Annotated in this window: 12 protein-coding genes; 8 read left to right on the plus strand and 4 right to left on the minus strand. The window is 71.8% G+C overall.

Annotated elements, in window-relative coordinates; genetic code table 11:
- The first annotated feature begins 113 nt into the window (after window positions 1–113).
- The 4 genes from J2S57_RS23480 (at window position 114) to J2S57_RS23495 (ending at window position 3,844) form a co-directional block, all read left to right on the plus strand.
- A complete protein-coding gene (locus J2S57_RS23480) occupies window positions 114–1,112 on the plus strand; it encodes an ABC transporter substrate-binding protein (RefSeq protein ID WP_307246642.1) in 999 nt (332 codons plus the stop codon).
- 13 nt (window positions 1,113–1,125) lie between these two features.
- Window positions 1,126–1,947: an ABC transporter permease gene (locus J2S57_RS23485; RefSeq protein WP_307246644.1), complete on the plus strand. Its 822-nt coding sequence runs from the start codon at window positions 1,126–1,128 to the stop codon at window positions 1,945–1,947.
- Window positions 1,947–2,726, plus strand: a complete 780-nt coding sequence (locus J2S57_RS23490) for an ABC transporter ATP-binding protein (RefSeq protein WP_307246647.1) — start codon at window positions 1,947–1,949, stop codon at window positions 2,724–2,726. Before J2S57_RS23485 ends, J2S57_RS23490 begins: the two co-directional genes overlap by 1 nt.
- Window positions 2,727–2,833: 107 nt before the next feature.
- Complete coding sequence (locus tag J2S57_RS23495) at window positions 2,834–3,844, plus strand: hypothetical protein (RefSeq protein ID WP_307246648.1); 1,011 nt, start codon at window positions 2,834–2,836, stop codon at window positions 3,842–3,844.
- A 76-nt stretch (window positions 3,845–3,920) separates the two neighbouring features.
- Here the strand turns inward: J2S57_RS23495 and J2S57_RS23500 are convergent, their stop codons facing one another.
- Both J2S57_RS23500 and J2S57_RS23505 read right to left on the minus strand, forming a co-directional pair.
- Window positions 3,921–5,174 (minus strand): glycosyltransferase, encoded by a 1,254-nt coding sequence (locus J2S57_RS23500; protein WP_307246650.1) that lies wholly within the window; start codon window positions 5,172–5,174, stop codon window positions 3,921–3,923.
- 21 nt (window positions 5,175–5,195) lie between these two features.
- The gene (locus tag J2S57_RS23505) at window positions 5,196–7,460 is read right to left on the minus strand and encodes a GH92 family glycosyl hydrolase (RefSeq protein WP_307246652.1); all 2,265 of its coding nucleotides are present in this window, start codon (window positions 7,458–7,460) and stop codon (window positions 5,196–5,198) included.
- 199 nt (window positions 7,461–7,659) lie between these two features.
- Between J2S57_RS23505 and J2S57_RS23510 the strand changes: the two genes are divergently transcribed.
- From J2S57_RS23510 to J2S57_RS23520, 3 genes are all read left to right on the plus strand, one after another.
- Window positions 7,660–8,667, plus strand: coding sequence for a class I SAM-dependent methyltransferase (locus J2S57_RS23510; protein WP_307246654.1), 1,008 nt, complete (start codon window positions 7,660–7,662; stop codon window positions 8,665–8,667).
- Window positions 8,668–8,786: 119 nt separating this feature from the next.
- Window positions 8,787–12,476, plus strand: coding sequence for a DUF4132 domain-containing protein (locus J2S57_RS23515; protein WP_307246656.1), 3,690 nt, complete (start codon window positions 8,787–8,789; stop codon window positions 12,474–12,476).
- 633 nt (window positions 12,477–13,109) lie between these two features.
- On the plus strand, window positions 13,110–15,332 hold the full coding sequence (locus J2S57_RS23520) for an NADP-dependent isocitrate dehydrogenase (RefSeq protein WP_307246658.1): 2,223 nt from the start codon (window positions 13,110–13,112) through the stop codon (window positions 15,330–15,332).
- A gap of 55 nt (window positions 15,333–15,387) precedes the next feature.
- On the opposite strand, the gene J2S57_RS23525 is transcribed toward J2S57_RS23520, so the two are convergent.
- Complete coding sequence (locus tag J2S57_RS23525) at window positions 15,388–15,966, minus strand: nucleosidase (protein WP_307246660.1); 579 nt, start codon at window positions 15,964–15,966, stop codon at window positions 15,388–15,390.
- 402 nt (window positions 15,967–16,368) lie between these two features.
- On the opposite strand from J2S57_RS23525, the gene J2S57_RS23530 reads away from it, so the two are divergent.
- Window positions 16,369–16,623 (plus strand): hypothetical protein, encoded by a 255-nt coding sequence (locus J2S57_RS23530; protein WP_307246663.1) that lies wholly within the window; start codon window positions 16,369–16,371, stop codon window positions 16,621–16,623.
- 6 nt (window positions 16,624–16,629) lie between these two features.
- Here J2S57_RS23530 and pdxA read toward each other — a convergent pair whose 3' ends face one another.
- Window positions 16,630–17,685, minus strand: a complete 1,056-nt coding sequence (gene pdxA, locus J2S57_RS23535; protein ID WP_307246666.1) for a 4-hydroxythreonine-4-phosphate dehydrogenase PdxA — start codon at window positions 17,683–17,685, stop codon at window positions 16,630–16,632.
- Between the last annotated feature and the right edge of the window lie 16 nt (window positions 17,686–17,701).

Here is a 17,701-nt window from a genome sequence, read left to right on the forward strand (position 1 = left end):
ATCAACGGAACTGATGAAGCGGCTCGTCCGAAGCTATTTGATCGGTGAGCCCCAGGTCTTCGATGCTTGAGGCCGAGGTGCTCCCCGCACCCCCGCCCCGGAAGGACCCCCCGATGACTCTGAAGACCCGCTCCCGCCGTGCAGTCGGAGCCGTGGCCCTCGCTGTGGCCCTGTCCGTGACCACCGCCTGCTCCTCCGGCAGCTCGTCGTCCGGCGACGGCTCCGAGGCCGTCGGCATGGGCATCCAGCCCTGGCTCGGGTACGGCCCCTGGTACATCGCCCAGGACAAGGGCTATTTCGAGGACGAGGGGGTGGACGTCACCATCACCAACTTCGCGAGCGACGCGGACATGACGGCCGCTTTCGCCGCCGGCCGGATCCAGGTCGCCAACGCCGCGAGCCACTCCGCGCTGCAGTTCATCGAGCAGGGCCTGGACGTCAGCGTGGTGCTGCTGCTGGACGCCTCCAAGACGGCGGACGCGGTGCTCACCGACGACAGCATCTCCAGCGTCGCGGACCTCAAGGGCAAGAAGATCGCGTTCGAGGAGGGCTCGGTCAGCAACCTCCTGCTCGGCTACGCGCTGCAGGAGAACGGCCTGAGCCTCGACGACATCGAGCCGGTGCCGATGGACCCGTCCGAGGCCGCCACCGCCCTGATCGGCAAGAAGGTCCCGGTCGCGGTGACCTACGAGCCCTACATCTCCGAGGCGTCCAAGGCCGGCTCGTTCAAGACGCTCTTCACCGCGGCCGAGAACGAGGGCCTGATCAGCGACGTGCTGGTGGTCGACAACGACTACCTGAAGTCGAACGCCGCCGACGTGCAGAAGATCGTGAACGCGTGGGGCCCGTCGGTGGGCTTCTACGAGTCCGACACCCAGGCCGCCCGCGAGATCATCGCCAAGGGCATCGGCAGCGACGCGGCCTCGCTCGACACCGCCTTCGACGGCGTCGAGTTCTTCTCGCTGGAGACCAACAAGACCATGCTCGGCGGTGACTACCTGAACACGGTGCTGCCCGACGTGCAGGACATCGCCTCCCAGATCGGCCTGCTCAAGGGCGGGACCGACCTGAAGACCGCCGTCGACACCAGCCTCGTCGAAGCCGCGAAGTAAGGGGCTCACCCTCATGACCACCACGACCAGCTCTCCTGTGCGGACCCGGCGGTCCCGGCCGGTGTCGTCCGGTCTGAGCCGCGGCCAGTACCTCGTCACCGCCGTGGCCGGGTTCGTCGTCCTCCTCGCCGTGTGGGCCCTCGTCACCGCTCTCGAGCTGGTCGAGCCCCTGTTCCTGCCCTCGCCCCAGGCCGTGCTGACCAAGCTCGGCGAGCAGGCCGGCAACGGTGAGCTGTGGAGCGACATGGGGGTGAGCACCTACCGCGTGATGGTGGGCTACCTGGCCTCCAGCCTGATCGCGATCCCGATCGGGGTCCTGTGCGGCGCGATCCCGCGGGTCGAGGCGGCTCTCGAGCCGATCATGGACTTCATCCGGTACATGCCGGTGGTGGCGTTCGTGCCCCTCACGATCCTGTGGGTGGGCACGAACGACAGCCAGAAGTTCCTGATCATCTTCCTGGGCACGTTCTTCCAGCAGGTGCTCATGTTCGCCGACGCGGTGCGCCGTGTGCCGGTGGAGTACCGCAACCTGGGCGCCACGCTGGGCCACGGGCCGGTCAAGATCCTCACCCGGATCGTGTTCCCGGCCGCCCTGCCCCGGATCTGGGACGCCCTGCGCATCAGCCTGGGCTGGGCCTGGACCTGGCTCGTGGTGGCCGAGCTGGTCGCCGCCACCGAGGGCATGGGCTACCGCATCACCCAGGCCCAGCGATTCCTCGAGACCGACCTGATCATCGGTTACGTGATCGTGCTGGGTCTGCTCGGCCTGGTCTTCGACCAGCTGATGCGGGCGCTGGGCCGGCAGTTCTTCCGTTACCTGAAGGGACGCTCCTGATGACCTCCGAGACCCTCGAGACGCTCGCCCGCGAGCCCAAGGTCGTCGTCTCCGGCGTCACCAAGCGGTTCGGCGAGGTCGTGGCCCTGTCCGACGTCGAGCTGACGCTCGGCGACCGGGAGTTCGTGTCGGTCGTCGGGGCCTCCGGCTGCGGCAAGAGCACGCTGCTGTCGCTGATCGCCGGGCTGGACGCGCCCACCACCGGGACGACGTCGCTGTCCGGGCACGAGATCCTCGGCCCGGGGCGGGACCGCGGCGTGGTGTTCCAGCAGGCGACGCTGCTGCCGTGGCTGTCGGCCCTGGACAACGTGGTGTTCGCCCTGGAGGGCGAGGAGGGGCTGTCCCGTAAGGCCCGCGTGGAGCGGGCCCGGGAGGTGCTGGACCAGGTCGGGCTGACCGGGTTCGAGTCGTCCTACCCGGCGCAGCTCTCCGGCGGTATGCAGCAGCGCGTGGCCCTGGCCCGGTCGCTGTCGTACGGGCCCGAGGTGCTGCTGATGGACGAGCCGTTCGGGGCGTTGGACGCCCTCACCCGGCGCACCATGCAGGAGCTGCTCACCCAGGTCTGGGAGCAGAACCGGATGACGGTCATGCTGATCACGCACGACATCGAGGAGGCCGTGTTCCTCTCCGACCGGGTGGTGGCGATGACGCCGCGGCCGGGCAAGGTGGCCGCCGAGTTCGCGATCGACCTGCCCCGTCCCCGTGACCCGGAGGTGCTGGGCAGCCCGGAGTTCCACGGGTACTACTCGCAGATCCTGGAGCTGATCCACCGGGGCTGAGCCGTCTCGCCGGCCTGCTTCGAAGCGCCGGGTGTCTCTCCGGGCACGTTCGTCTCGACCTCGGCGTTGGAGGAGGCGGATACTGGGGCTCGGAGAGGGAGGGTGCGATGGTGGTGCGGGGTGCTGGGCGGGTGCTGGGTGGTGTGGTGGACGTCGTGCACGACCGGGCGCCGGCCGTCTCCGAGCGGGCCTACCGGGCCGTGGCCGCCCCGCTGCTCCTGGCCGACCCGCAGGGCTCGGCCCAGGCCGTGCAGACCCGGCTCGACGGCACCCGTGACCGCGTCAGTGCCCTGGCCACCCGGGGCACCGTTCCCTCGTCCGCGGCACGGCGGGTACGGCGTGACCTGGCCCGCACCCGGGCCGACGTCGACCTGCTCGCCCCCCGGCTCCCGGTCGTGCAGGCGCGCTGCCTGGTGCAGCGCTCGGCGGCCTACGACGACGCGTTGCGCAGCCTGTCCCACCAGGCCGCGCAACGCACCGGCGCCCAGCTGGCCCGGGACACCGCGGTCGTGGCCGGTTCGCTGGGCGGCTGGATCGGTGTGCTCGTGCTTCTCGGCGCCGGGGTGATCGCCGCGAGCCTGATCGGCCTGGTCGCCGGAGCGGTCACCGCCTCGCTGGTGCTGGGCGCGGCCACCCGCCGCACCGGCCGCGAACGGCTGGGGGCCATCGCCTCGGCCCTGGCCCACGCCGACGTGGTCGCCGTCGGGGCCACGTCGGCGGTGCCCGGTCTCGACCAGCGTCGCCGGGCCCTGGTCGAGCGGGCCGCGGGCCGTCTCGACCAGCGCGGCCTCACCGCGTTGCGGGCCATCGACACCCACCTCGACGACCTGCTGGTGCGTCTCATGGAGGGCGAGCTCGAGGCCGACGGCATGCACCTGGTGCAGGCCAGCGTCGAGCGCTACCTGCCCGACACCCTCGAGCCGTTCCTGAGCCTGAAAGACGTGAACAGCCCGGTGCAGGGCCGTTCCGCCCAGGCCGAGGTGGCCGACCAGCTGGTCTCGATCGAGACCGCGCTGGCCGACCTGGCCCGGCGCCCCTCCCGCAGCAACCTCGAACAGCAGCTGCTGCGGCAGGGCGAGTTCCTGCGCTCGAAGTTCGGCGCAACCCCCGGCAACTGACCCGGGAGCGGGTGACGTCCGTGCGGTCGCGGCGCACCGGAGCCACCCGATCACGGCAACCGGCCCGGCCCGAGGCCTAGGCCGCGCCGAAGTGCGCGTCGAAAATCGGCGCCCGGTCGAACCTCACGGCGTACTCCCGGGCCCGCCGGGCCATCTCCGCGCGCTCGCCGTCGGTGAGGTCGAGCACCGCCCGGTCCATCGCCGCGGTCAGCTCGTTGACGTTGCCGGCCTCGATCACGATCGCCGTGTCACCCACGGCCTCGCCGGTGCCCCCGGTCAGCGTGGTGATCACCGGGCCCCCGCCGGAGAGCATCTTCTCGACCAGCGCGATACCGAACGTCTCCACGAAGTCGGGCTCGGGTTTGGTCGGCAGCGTGTAGGCGGCGCACCCGTTCATCAGCAGTGACTTCTCGTCGTCGTCCACGTCGGTGAGGAAGACGATCTGCTCGTCCTCCAGCGCCATCGCCTGAATGTGTTCCAGCGCAGGCCCGTTCCCGGCGATCACCAGCTTGACCCGCTCGCGGCACCGGGTCTGGGCGAACGCGGTGACCAGGTCGTAGACGCCCTTGGCCCGGGCCACCCGGGACAGGAAGAGCACGTAACCGCCCCGTTCCAGACCGCGCCGGGCCAGCGCCGCGTCGACCTCGGCGGGATCGGGCTCGAGGTAGGCCGAGGTGTCGATCGGCGGGTAGCCGATGACGACCCGCCGCCGGCACTGCTCGGCGAACGTGGTCCCCGCGATCTCGTCGACCTCCTGTGCGCAGGCGATGATCTCGTCGCGGGTGTACTCCGAGACCGCGATCAGCTCGTCGTTGGCCAGGAACGTGGTGAACAGCGTGATCGCCGAGCCGAAGTGCTGCTCGCGCAGGGCGTTCCGGATCACGTTGGTGACGTCGGAGCCGACCGCCTTGGCCATGGTGCGCACCTGCGGGTCGAGCCCGGCCGCGCGGGCGGCGGCGACGGCGTTGACCGCGACGTCGGCGTGCGGCACCAGGTACATCGACAGCACCACGGTGGGCACCGGCTCGGCCAGCAGCTCGACCAGCCGGCCGGTCAGCCCGGCCAGGTACCGGCCGTCGGGCACCCGGTAGTCGCCGACCGGTTCGGGCCGCTCGACGGTGATGCCGGGGCTGTAGGGCAACAGCCCGTCGACCGGTTTCAGCGGCAGGCCGGCCGCCTCGAGGGCCTCCATCGGCCAGGTCAGCAGGCGCACGTCGTCGAAGCCGCGGGTCAGGGCCACCTCGGCCAGGTTGCGGGCCTCGCCGGAGTGACCGCAGATCACCGGGTCGGCGCGCACGATGATGACGAGGCGGCGGTGCGGAAGGTTCATCGAATCCTTGTTTTCCGGGGGTCAGTCGGACAGTGACGGGGGTCGCGCGGATCCGCCCCAGGAGCTGGGCTCGGCCCCGAGGTGGAGGTGCAGACGACCGCCGCGATGGAGGACGTGGGCCGGGATGTGGGGCCCGTCCAGAGGTTTCCCGTCCAGCGTGGCGGACTGAAGGTACTGCACCGGCGGCTCGGCGTCGAGACCGTCGCTGCTGATGGGTGTCTCGGTATGGCCACTGGTCTCCACGGTGAGCTCCCCGGCGCTGAACTGCGTGACGCTGTGAGGAAAAGCAGGTGGATGAAGGAGGAACAGATCCTGTCCGGCGACCGGGAAGAGCCCGAGCGACGCCCACACGTACCACGAGCTCAGGCCGCCGGAGTCGTCGTTGCCCGGCAGGCCGCCCGGGCCGGTGCCGAACTGCCAGGTCAGCGCCGAGTGCACGACCTCGGCGGTGCGGTCGGGACGCCCCGCCCAGTGGTAGGCCCAGGGCACCTCCATGTCCGGCTCGTTGTTCAGGCCCTCGAACCGGTTCAGCGCGTACCCCGCGGCCATCTCCTCCGGTGAGGGCGAGAGGCCGGGCTGGCGCACCGGCGCGGCGCCGTGCCCGAAGAAGGCGTCGAGCATCCCGGTGAACGCCGCGTCCCCTCCGGCCAGCCGGATCCGGGCGGCCATGTCGTGCATCAGCCGGAACGAGTAGTTCCACTTGCCGCCCTCGTAGAACGTCGAGTCCTGCAGCAGACCGGTGCCCGGCTCGAACGCGTTCACCCAGTTCCCGCTGCGCACAGCCAGATTCCGGGCCAGCTGGTCGTCGGCCAGGGCCTTGGCGATGCGTGACGTGCAGTGGTGCGCGATCGCCAGGTCGAGGGTGTGGCTGATCGGGTGCACCACGCCCTTGTCGAAGTAGTCCTCGCCGTACTGGCGGCGCAGGTCGTCGTCCATGTGCACGAGGGCCCACGACCAGTCCAGGTCACCCAGGCCCAGGGCGTGGATGTCGGCGAGCGCGGTGTGCACCAGGGCCGAGCCCTGCCGGAAGAAGCGGTCGGCCCCGCGCGCCATCCGGTAGCCGATGGGGAAGTTGCCCTCCTCCTCCGCCACCCGGATCAGCGACTCCATCAGGTCGACCGCGCGGTTCGGGGCGATCGCCTCCAGCAGCGGCAGCTGGGTCTTGTAGATGTCCCACATCGTGCACACGTCGAACGCGAACGGCCCGCCGTAGGGCCAGAAGGGGCTCTCGTCGTCGGCGATACAGGGCTTGATCAGCGAGTGGTACAGCGCCGTGCCGAACACCGTGCGCCGGGCCGGCGTACCGCCCTCGACCCGGACCCGGCCGAGGTGGTCGGCCCAGCGTTCGGCGGTGGCCTCGCGCACCCGGTCGAACGCCGGCAGGCCGGTGCCGCACTCGCGGTTCAGGTTCTCGCGGGCCTGTTCCGGGCCCCGCAGCGAGAAGCCGATGCGCAGCTCCACGGTCTGTCCCGCGCGGGCCGGCCCGATCAGTACCAGGCCGAACGGGCGCAGGGTGGTGTGCCGGATGCTGTCGAAGTCCAGGCGGGTGCCGCCGTCGATGAGACGCCGGTCGTGCCAGAGCATCTGGCGCCAGCCGGGGGTGTCGACCTCGAGGTGGAACGACAGCGGCACCCCCTCGACGACCACGGTGCCCTGGGCCTGGCCGCGGCCGATGAGCTCGACCTGGGCGCGCAGCGGCACGGTGCGGCTGCGGTCGATCGAGAGCCCGCCGCACGAGAGGTCGACGACGGTGCGCGCGCTGCGGCTCTCCGGATAGGTGTAACGGTGCACGGCGACCTTCTCGCCGACGGTGATCTCGCAGCGGATGCCGGTGTCGAGGGTGGCCGCGTAGTAGCCCGGGTGGGCCTCCTCGTCGGTCAGGGCCCAGGACTCACCCAGGTCGTCGAGCGGCTGGATCATCGGGGTGACTCGTACGTAGTTGTAGTACTTGCGGATCATCCCGGTGCCGCTCTGCTGGAAGTGGGTGAACCCACTGGCCTGCAGCCGGTCGTAGATCTCCTCGGGCACACCCTGGGTGTTCTTGCCGTACTTCCCGTACCCCGTCGGGTAGGCGCCGGAGTAGGCGCAGGCCGAGACCATGCCCAGCGGGGACGTGGCGCCCGGATGGGTGTTGCCGACCTGCGGTTTGGGCCACCACCAGCTCGCGGCCAGGCCCCGGGGGGCGGGCAGGTCGGTGGCCGCGGTGCCGATGAACGGGTCGACCTCGTCGAGGGCGGGGTGCGAGGACCAGCGGGTGGAGGTGTGCGACTGCGTGAGGATCGCCATGGCGTGAATATGCCACCTACCGTTGGCCGACACAGGCGGGGCACCCCGTTCCGGAGTTCGACATGCTGTCGAAATCTGTTGGTGTCCGGGGCGAAACCGGTCCGGTCGGGCGCGGCAATGATGGACGTGGTGGTCACCGGCCGGGGCAATTCGCCCCTTTGGGTCACGTGGGTGCGGGGATGGTGGTTGCATGTTCGGCATGTCGCAGAACTGGGCTCGGCAGACCACCGTCCGCGCGATCCGGCCCGCGCTGAACGTGCTCGACCGGCGCATCGAGCGGCTCGCGCGCCGCCGGGCCCGGGAGGTCGTCGACTCCAGCCGGGCCGTGCGTGGCCTGAGGAGCGACGGCAGGCAGTTGCGGGAGGACCTGGCGCAGGTGCGGGCCGAGCTGGAGGGCATGCGGGAACGGGTGCGGCAGTCGGAGTACGCCGTCGACCTGCTCCTGGGGCCGCACGGCCGCCGCAACTCCCGGCTGGTGAGCGAGGAGAAGCTGCGTGAGCTGGCCGCCCAGGTGCATGCGGTGACGCGGGTCCCGGACGCCTACGAACGCGTCGTGCAGGCCTACCGCACCCTGTTCGAGCTGGAGCTGCGCGGTGTCGGGCGCCTGGCGGGCACGCCCCGCAACATCCTCGGAAAGCTGGTCACGACCCCGCTGCTCAACCCGCCCAATGGTGAGATCCTGGAGATCGGAACTCTTTTCGGTCTGTTCTCGGGCGGGATGGTGCGTCAGATCAGCCGGGTCGGGCTGCCCTACCGGCTCACCGTGATCGACCCGCTGGCCTCGGTGCAGCTGCAGGCCGGCGCGTTGCGGGCCGACACCTCGGGTTCACCGGTCACCGAGACCGTGGTGCGCGAGAACCTGGCCCTGGCCGGGGTCGACCCGGAGCGGCTGCGCATCGTGCGCGGGTTCTCCGAAGACCCGCAGGTGCAGGCCCAGGCCGCCGACCGGCAGTACGGCGTGGTCGTGATCGACGGTGACCACTCGGCCGAGGGGGTCGCCAGCGATCTGGCCTACGCCGAGAAGATCGTCGCGCCGGGCGGAATCGTGGTGCTCGACGACTACGGCTCGAGCAGCTGGCCCGGGGTGCAGGAGGCCTCGGAACGGCATCTGGCCGGACCGACCCGGTTCGAGCTGGTCGGGGTGGTTCTCACCAGCGCGTTCCTGCGGGCGCGGGTTGAGCACGAAGTGGCCGGTGGGGCGTTGTGACGTAGCTGATGGCGCGCACCGGGGTGGCTCGGGCGCATTTTGTCGGACCTCGTGACTAGGGTGCGGGCCGCGACGCCTCAACGGCGCCGGGCCGACCACAGACGAGGATCTCCGGATACATGCGTGACTTCGAGCTCACCGCTGCCTGGCAGCACCGGCTGCACCCCCGCCGCGGCACTCTCGGCGCCGGGCCCCTGCAGCCGGAGCCGGGTGCCCGGGAGGCGGTCGACGCGTACCTGGAGCCGGCTCGTGAGGATCTGAGCGCGCTGCTGCGGGCGAGTGACGCGCCGCTGCGCGACGCGGCGCGGGCCTGGCTCGACGGCGCGGCCGACGCGCCGCCGCTGGGCGCGGCCGTCGTGGCCCTCGCCCTGATGCACCGCGACCGTGACAGCTACCGGGCCCCGTTCGCCGACGTCTGGATCGCGGAACGGGGGCTGGAGTTCGCGGCCGGGGCGGCGGTCGAGCTGCTCGGCCTCCGGATCGGGGAGAACCGGGCCGGTCCGGTGGCTGGTGCCGGGCCCGGCGATGTGCCCGGCGATGTGCCTGGTGCTGTGCTCGCCGCCGGGTCCGGTGGCGAGCCTGGTGCAGATGAGGTGATGGCCCCGGGTGAACTGCCTGCCCCGGGTGAGGTGACCGGCCCGGGTGAGGCGGCTGCCGCGGGTGAGCTGGCTGCCCTGGGTGAACTGCCTGCCCCGGGTGAGGTGACCGGCCCGGGTGAGGCGGCTGCCGCGGGTGAGCTGGCTGCCCTGGGTGAGCTGGCTGCCCCGGGTGAGGTGACCGGCCCGGAGGAGGCGGCCGGGGGCACCGATGAGCCGGCTCCGGCCGCCCACGACGTGCGCTTCCTCGAGCCCGGCGAAGAGGCGGGCCGCCCCTGGTGGTCCACGCCCGAGCTGAACCCGCTGTGGCGCGTGCGGGCGGCGCTCGCCGGAGCCTCCGAGGCCGAGTACACCCGGGTGGTCGAGGTTCTCGCGCCCCACCGGTCCCGTCACGTCTACCACCGCCTGGCCGTCGCCCTGCTGGTGCCCGACCAGCTCGACTGGGTCGAGGCCGACGTCTCGGCCGCGAGCACCACGGCCGACGACTACCGTCCCAACGCCCTGAGCACCGCGGTCACCGATGTCGAGCAGCTCGAGCGCCTGGCCGCCGCGCCCACCGCGCACGGCAGCTTCCGGGTGGCGCTGACCTCCTCGTCCGGCCACGTGGCGACCCTGCTCGACGCCCTCGGCGCCGAGGCCCTGCCGGTCTTCCTGGCCTGGCTCGACGAAGACGACCACCTCGACGTCCAGGCCCGGCGCCGCCTGCTCGAGGGCATCGCGCAGATCCCCGGCCCGGCCGCGCTGCGGGCCCTGGCCGACCGGGTCTCCCGCCCCCAGGGCGAGGCCGCCCTGCTCGAGGCCGCGTCCCGGTTCCCCGGCGCCGCGCTCACCGTGCTGTCCGCCACCGGGTCCGACGGGCCGCTCGCCGACCTGCTGCGCGCCCACGTCCGCGGCCACCAGGGGCTCTCCGCCGCCCTGGTCACGGAGCTGCCGCACGAGTCCGCGGCCCGGGTGCGGGCCCTGCTCGACCAGGCCGCGGCCCGGCCGGTGGCGCCGGAACAGGCGCTGCCCCCGCTACTGGTGACGCCGCCGTGGCAAGACCGGGCCCCGACCCCCCGGCCCGTGGTCATCGCCGGCCTGGAGTGCACCGACGCGCCGGCCGTCGAGTGGCGCGAGGGTGAGCGGGAGGCGTTCGCCGAGCTGCCTCCCACCCACCGCTCGCCCTTCTCTCCCGACGACCCCCTCGACGTCTGGCAGCAGCGGGCCGCCGACGTGAGCCGCCGCCACGAGCGCCGGGCCGAGCCTTTCTTCTTCCTCGACGGTCCTGACGACCTCGCCCGTCCGGCCCTGGCCACCTGGAAACCGGCCCGCGACGTGCCCACCCACCTGCTGCGTGCCGTCACCGCCCGCTTCGGCGCCGACTCCGTGCCCGCCCTGCTGCACCGGGCCCGGCAGACCCCCGCCGACGCGTCCCCCGTTCTGGAACCCTGCTTCTCACCCGACCTCGCCACCCAGACCGCCGAGTGGCTGGCCCGGGGCAAGGCCCTGCGCGTCCCGGCCTCGGCCTGGTTGCTGCGGCACGCCGCCCCGGCCGCCCGTGCCCTGGTGCCACCCGCGCTCGGCCCGGCCGGAGCGGCCCGGCGTCAGGCCGAGGCCGCCCTCCGGCACCTGGCGGCACACGGCCGCACCGCCGAAGTCCTCGTCGCCGCGGGCAGTTACGGCGGTGAGGCGCCCGCCGCGGTCGAAGAGCTCCTGGCCCGCGACCCGCTGATGCAGCTGCCGACCGACATCCCGGCCGTCCCCGACTGGGCGGTGCCCGTCCTGCTGCCCACGGTCCGCCTGCGCGACCGCTCGGGCGTGCTGCCCGACGTCGCGGCGCTCCACCTGCTCACGCTCTTCGCCGTCAGCCGCACCGATCAGCCCTACGCCGGGCTCACTCTCGTGCGCGAGAAGCTCAAGTCCGCCGATCTGTCGGCGTTCGTCTGGGCCCTGTTCCAGCGCTGGTTCGCGGCCGGGGCGGCGCCCCGCGAGAACTGGGTGCTCGACGCCCTCGCGCTCGCCGGTGACGCCGAGGTGGCGCACCGCCTCACCCCGCTGCTGCTGACCTGGCCCGGGGAGACCACCCAGGCGGTGGCCGCCGTGCGGGCCCTGGCCGCGATCGGCTCGGAGACCGGCAACGACGAGGTGCTGCAGCACCTGAACACCGTCGCGCAGTCGGGCCCGGGCAAGAGCCTGCGGCAGGCGGCCCAGAGCGCGCTCGCCGCCGTCGCCGACGACCGGGGGCTGAACCCCGACCAGCTCGCCGACCGTCTGGTGCCCCACCTCGGTCTCGACGCCGACGGCCGGATGCGCCTCGACTACGGCCCCCGCCAGTTCGTGGTGGGCCTCGACGAGAAGCTGTTGCCCACCGTGGTCACGGCCTCCGGCAAGCAGCTGAAGACGCTGCCCAAGCCCGGAGCGAAAGACGACCCGACCCGGGCCGCGGCCGCCCACCAGCGGTTCACGGTGTTCAGGAAAGACGCGAGGCGCATCGCCCCCGACGTCGTCACCCGCCTGGAGCAGGCCATGCTCTCGGGCCGGCTCTGGAGCGCCGCCGAGTTCCGCGAGCAGTTCGCCGGCCACCCGGTGCTCGGTCACCTCGCGCACCGGCTCGTGTGCGCGCGCTACGAAGACGGACGTCCGGCAGTCACCTTCCGGGTGACCGGCAACGGCCGGTCCGCCGACCCGACCGGCATCGACCTGGCCGGGGCCGAGGTGACCTGGCCACGCGACGCCCGCCTCGGCATCGTGCACCCCGACCACCTGGGCGACACGGCCGGCCCCTGGCGCCGGCATCTCGACGAAGCCGGGCTCCAGCAACCCTTCCCCCAGCTCGGTCTCCCGGCCGGGCCGGCCGACCCCGGCAACGCCGCCGACCCGGCTGATTCCGCCAATCAGGTCGACCCCGCCAATCCGGCCGACTCCGTCGACCCCGCCGAGGCGGCGATCCCGGCTGATTCCGGTGACCCGACCGAGCTCGGGAACGCGGCTGACCCGGCCGAGCCTGTCAACGCGGCTGTCTCCGTCGAACTCGCCGATCCGGTTGACCTGTCCGACCTGTCCGAGCCCGCCGCCGCAGCCAACCCGTCCAGGCCCGCCGATCAGGTCGACCCCGCCGGCCCGGCCGACCCCGCCATTCCGGTCGACCCCGCGGACCCGGTCTCCGAGGAGGAGGCGCCCCCACGCGTCCCTCATCAGTTCGACCAGCGCGACCGCGCCGACGCCCAGACCTGAGAGGTGGGGGCGGCGAGATCCAGCGCCCCACCTCACGGAAAGGTGTCACAGCACCCGTCACTGGTCCTGGCCCGGCAGAGGCACCGGTGGGGCGGCAGATCTCGTCGGTGAACGGCACGGTGAAGACCTTGCTCGTACCTCCGGCACCGGCGAGGACGACGGTGTGGGCAGCACCCAGAAGCCGCCCGGGTGAAGGGGCCGTGGGCGAGCCGTTGACGGCGGAGGTGTCGGGTGAAGACCTTGCCACCTCTGCCCGGCGGTGCCGCAGTCGTCCTTCGCCGGGTAGACGCCGTGGCAGCCGATGGCAGTCCGTCGGGGTGGGGGTGAAGCTCCGCTCCGGCACCCGGTGGCGCGTCCCATCGGGTCGTCCTCGCCACTGGCCGGGGGCGTTCGCGTTGCGGCCGGCCAGGTACACCTGGTGGGTGCCGGACGATGTCGAGGCGTGGCGCCCGGGCAGCGCATCACCTCGTCACCGGGCCCGGCCGGGCCGACGGAGCGGGCGAGAGTCTCCACGGCCCGTTCGGCGTAATGATCAGTGCGACCCACGGCACGTGAGCCTCACTGACCATGGGCAGTCACGAAGTCGTAGGCTCACAGATGCCCGAGACCGGATCTAAGGACGGAGAGCCAGCGTTGGCCGACGCTTCCACCATCATCTACACGCACACGGACGAGGCACCTGCCCTCGCCACGTACTCGCTGCTGCCGATCGTGCAGGCGTACGCGAGCACGGCGGGAGTGACGGTCGAGACCCGCGACATCTCCCTGTCGGGCCGCATCATCGCCTCCTTCGCCGACCGCCTGCCCGCGGGGCAGCAGCTCGACGACGCCCTGGCCGAGCTCGGTGAGCTCGCCAGGCGTCCCGAGGCGAACATCATCAAGCTCCCCAACATCTCCGCGTCGATCCCGCAGCTCAAGGCCGCGATCGTGGAGCTGCGCGAGCAGGGCTTCGACCTGCCCGACTACCCGGACAGCCCGTCGACCGACGACGAGCGGGACGTTCGCGCCCGCTACGACAAGGTCAAGGGCAGCGCCGTCAACCCGGTGCTGCGCGAGGGCAACTCCGACCGGCGCGCGCCGCTGTCGGTGAAGAACTACGCCCGCAAGCACCCGCACCGCATGGGCGCCTGGAGCGGCGACTCCAAGACCAACGTCGCCACCATGGGTGCCGGTGACTTCCGCACCAGCGAGAAGTCCACGGTCATCGAGGCCGACACCACGCTGCGCATCGAGCACGTGGCCACCGACGGCACCGTGACCGTGCTCAAACCGAGCGTCCCGGTGCTCGCCGGGGAGATCGTCGACGCCACCCGCCTCGACGTGGAACTGCTCAACCAGTTCCTCACGAAGCAGGTCCAGGCCGCCAAGGACCAGAACGTCCTGTTCAGCGTCCACCTCAAGGCCACGATGATGAAGGTCTCCGACCCGATCATCTTCGGCCACACGGTGAAGGCGTTCTTCCCGAACACGTTCGCGAAGTACGGCGAGACGCTGAAGGCCGCGGGCCTGACCCCGAACGACGGTCTGGGCGCGATCCTCAACGGGCTCTCCTCGATCGACAACGCCGACGAGATCAAGGCGTCCTTCGACGAGGAGCTCACGAACGGCCCCGCTCTGGCCATGGTCGACTCCGACCGCGGCATCACCAACCTGCACGTGCCCAGTGACGTCATCGTCGACGCGTCGATGCCGGCGATGATCCGCACCTCCGGCCACATGTGGGGCCCGGACGGCAACGAGGCCGACACCCTCGCCGTGCTGCCCGACAGCAGCTACGCCGGTGTCTACCAGGTCGTCATCGACGACTGCCGCGCGAACGGCGCCCTCGACCCGGCCACGATCGGCTCCGTGCCGAACGTCGGCCTGATGGCCCAGAAGGCCGAGGAGTACGGCAGCCACGACAAGACGTTCGAGATCGAGGCCGCGGGCACCGTCCGCGTCGTCGACGCCTCGGGCGCCACGCTCATCGAGCACGACGTGAAGCCGGGCGACATCTGGCGCGCCTGCCAGACCAAGGACGTCCCCGTCCGCGACTGGGTGAAGCTGGCCGTCAACCGGGCCCGCGCCACCGGCGTCCCGGCCGTGTTCTGGCTCGACGAGACCCGGGCGCACGACGCGAACCTCATCGCCAAGGTCCGGCAGTACCTGCCGGAGCACGACACCGACGGCCTGACCATCGAGATCCTCTCCCCGGTCGAGGCCACCCGGTACTCGCTGGAGCGCCTGCGCCGCGGCGAGGACACCATCTCGGTCACCGGCAACGTGCTGCGCGACTACCTCACCGACCTGTTCCCCATCCTCGAGCTGGGGACCAGCGCGAAGATGCTGTCGGTGGTGCCGCTCATCAACGGGGGCGGTCTGTTCGAGACCGGCGCCGGCGGCTCGGCCCCCAAGCACGTGCAGCAGCTGGTGCGGGAGAACCACCTGCGCTGGGACTCGCTCGGCGAGTTCCTGGCCCTGGCGGTCTCTTTCGAGCAGCTGGCGATCAGCACGAAGAACGCCCGCGCCCAGGTGCTGGCGGACACGCTCGACCGGGCGACGGGCACGTTCCTCGACGAGAACAAGTCCCCGAGCCGCAAGGCCGGTGAGCTCGACAACCGCGGAAGCCACTACTACCTGGCCACGTACTGGGCCCAGGAGCTGGCGAAGCAGACCGACGACACCGAGCTCGCGACCCAGTTCGCGGCGGTGGCCTCCGTGCTCGCCGAGCAGGAGCCGGCCATCGTCGCCGAACTGCTCGCCGTGCAGGGGCAGCCGGTCGACATCGGTGGTTACTACCGCCCCGACCCGGCCAAGGCCGAGGCGGTCATGCGGCCGTCGGCGACGCTGAACAAGGCGCTCGCGATCCTGGCCTGATCTCCCACACCGCGGCGTCCTCCAGAAATGGGGGACGCCGCGGTGCGTTCGGGGGTCAGGCCAGTTCGCGGGACACCCAGCCGGCGAGAACCCGCGCGCACTCGGCCACCGCCACCGGCCAGCTCTTCGCCGCGCTCTCGTCCGCGTCGTCGCTGACCTGCTTGACCAGCCGCACCGGCACCCCGAAGTGCTCGCCGACCGCCGCGACCGCGTAGCCCTCCATGTCGACGAGCTGCGCCCGCCGCGCCAGCGCGTCGCGCACCGGCCCACCCGCGACGAAGGTGTCGCCGCTCGCCAGCGTGAGCCCGTCGGGCCGCACCGCGATCGGCGCCCCGTAGGTCTCGCCGGTCAGCCGCCGCAGCAGGTCGGTGTCCAGGTCGTGCTGGAGCACCGTGCCGATCTCGTGCAGCCCGGCCAGTCCCGGGCGCAGGGCGCCCGCGGTGCCGAGATTGATCAGGGCCGACGGACGCGTCGAGGCCAGAACCGTGGACAGCGCCAGAGTCGTGTTGATCTTGCCGATCCCGGTGATCAGCACGGGAAGTCCCTCGGGGAGGAACTGGGCCTCCTCCTTCACCGCCAGCACCAGGAGCGGGCGGTCGGCGCGGATGGTTCCGACGATCTGTTCGGTGGTCACGGCAGTCCTGTCCCCGGATGGTGGTCGTGGTGGGGACCAATCTATGCGGTGCCGTCGGAAGTGGCCTTGGTCACAGCGGATGCCGAGTGCCGGAGACGTGGTCCGATGCTTGCGTCCAGGTGAAACCTGCTGCGGTTCAGAGGGTTTGATCAGAGTGACCCAGGCGCGGGCAGAGACGCAGGTGGCAGGCCGTAATCAGGACATGACGACACTGAACAAGTTCAATCGTGCTAAAGGTGGCCGACTCCTCCGACCGCATGTAACTTCCTCAGTGGCAGCTGGCGGGGGAATCAGCGCCAAAACCGCGCCACGACACCGTTCGTCGCACCCCCACCGCGCCACCACTCGTCATCGTCGCCTCCGGCGTCCCCCAAAAACCCTCACCTGAAACAGGAGTCACCCATGCACTGCCTCGACTGCGCCCTCGACACCAACAGCGCCACGCCCGCCGTCGCCTGCTGCAGCTACTGCGGCGGCGCCGTCTGCCTCGACCACGCCGCCGTCATGCGCGCCGCCGCCGGCCCGATCGGCATGCGCCCGGCCGAGCCCGGCCGCCGCGTCGTCAGCTGCCTCAACTGCACCCCGACGGCCAAGCGCGGTCCTCGCACGAACATCCTTGTGCTGCAGCAGAAGTCGGCCGAGATGCAAGACGCCTGAGCGCCTTCAGGCCGGCGAGGCCACACCCGCCGACGCCGCCTTCCACACGTCCTCCCAGCCGGGAGCCAGCGCGGCGGCGCGCTCGCAGGCCAGCACCAGGCTCGCCTCCCGGGCGATGCCCTGCCCGGCGATGTCGAAAGCCGTTCCGTGGTCGACGGAAACCCGCACGACCGGCAGCCCGATGGTGATGTTCACGCCGTCGTCACCGTAGACGGCCTTGAACGGGGCGTGCCCCTGGTCGTGGTAGCAGGCCACGATGATGTTCCACTTGCCGCGCACGGCAGCCGGAATCAGGGCGTCGGCCGGCACCGGGCCGTGGGCGTTGATGCCCCGCTCCTGGGCCCGGGCGATCGCCGGGGCGAGCACGTCCGCGTCCTCGTGCCCGAAGATCCGGTTCTCACCGGCGTGCGGGTTCAGGCCCGCCACGCCGATCCGCTCCTCGGGCTTGCCCAGCGCCCGCACGAAAGCGCCCGCCAGGGAGAGCACGTCGTCGGTGCGCCCGGGCGTGCAGTTCTGCACGGCCTGGGCCAGGGAGACGTGCGCGGTCAGGTGGAACACGTACAGGTCGCCGGCCGACAGCACCAGACTGAAGTTCTTCACGCCGAACTCGTGGGCCAGCAGTTCGGTGTGGCCGGGCCAGATGTGCCCGCCCGCGTGCATCGCGGCCTTGTTCAGCGGGGCCGTGACGATGCCGTCGACCCGTCCCTCGCGGGCCAGCCGGCAGGCCTCGACCACGAACCGGTACGAGCCGTCACCGGCGACCGCGCTGAGCTCGCCGACGGCGACATCGCCCAGTGAGGGCCCGGTCTGGAGCACCTCGATGGTGGACGGGTCGTTGGCCGCGGCCCGTGGGTCGGTGATCACGCGCACCGTCTCGGGGTCGAGACCGGCGGAGCGGGCGCCCCGGCGGAGCGAGTCGGCGTCGCCCACGACCACGGGCACGCACCTCTCGCGCAGCTCCGGGTGGCTCAGCAAGGTGCGGGCGGTGATCTCGGGACCGATACCGGCGACGTCGCCGAGGGTCACGGCGAGCACGGGCAGGGCGGCGCGGGGGGAGGACATCGCGATGGATCCTTTC

Source organism: Kineosporia succinea (genome assembly GCF_030811555.1).
GTDB classification, from domain to species: domain Bacteria; phylum Actinomycetota; class Actinomycetes; order Actinomycetales; family Kineosporiaceae; genus Kineosporia; species Kineosporia succinea.

Coding starts and splice junctions, on each gene's coding strand:
- J2S57_RS23490 (WP_307246647.1), top strand. CDS start 1,947: ATGACCTCCGAGACCCTCGAGACGCTCGCCCGCGAGCCCAAGGTCGTC.
- J2S57_RS23530 (WP_307246663.1), top strand. CDS start 16,369: ATGCACTGCCTCGACTGCGCCCTCGACACCAACAGCGCCACGCCCGCC.
- pdxA (WP_307246666.1), bottom strand. CDS start 17,685: ATGTCCTCCCCCCGCGCCGCCCTGCCCGTGCTCGCCGTGACCCTCGGC.
- J2S57_RS23515 (WP_307246656.1), top strand. CDS start 8,787: ATGCGTGACTTCGAGCTCACCGCTGCCTGGCAGCACCGGCTGCACCCC.
- J2S57_RS23495 (WP_307246648.1), top strand. CDS start 2,834: ATGGTGGTGCGGGGTGCTGGGCGGGTGCTGGGTGGTGTGGTGGACGTC.
- J2S57_RS23500 (WP_307246650.1), bottom strand. CDS start 5,174: ATGAACCTTCCGCACCGCCGCCTCGTCATCATCGTGCGCGCCGACCCG.
- J2S57_RS23480 (WP_307246642.1), top strand. CDS start 114: ATGACTCTGAAGACCCGCTCCCGCCGTGCAGTCGGAGCCGTGGCCCTC.
- J2S57_RS23485 (WP_307246644.1), top strand. CDS start 1,126: ATGACCACCACGACCAGCTCTCCTGTGCGGACCCGGCGGTCCCGGCCG.
- J2S57_RS23505 (WP_307246652.1), bottom strand. CDS start 7,460: ATGGCGATCCTCACGCAGTCGCACACCTCCACCCGCTGGTCCTCGCAC.
- J2S57_RS23510 (WP_307246654.1), top strand. CDS start 7,660: ATGTCGCAGAACTGGGCTCGGCAGACCACCGTCCGCGCGATCCGGCCC.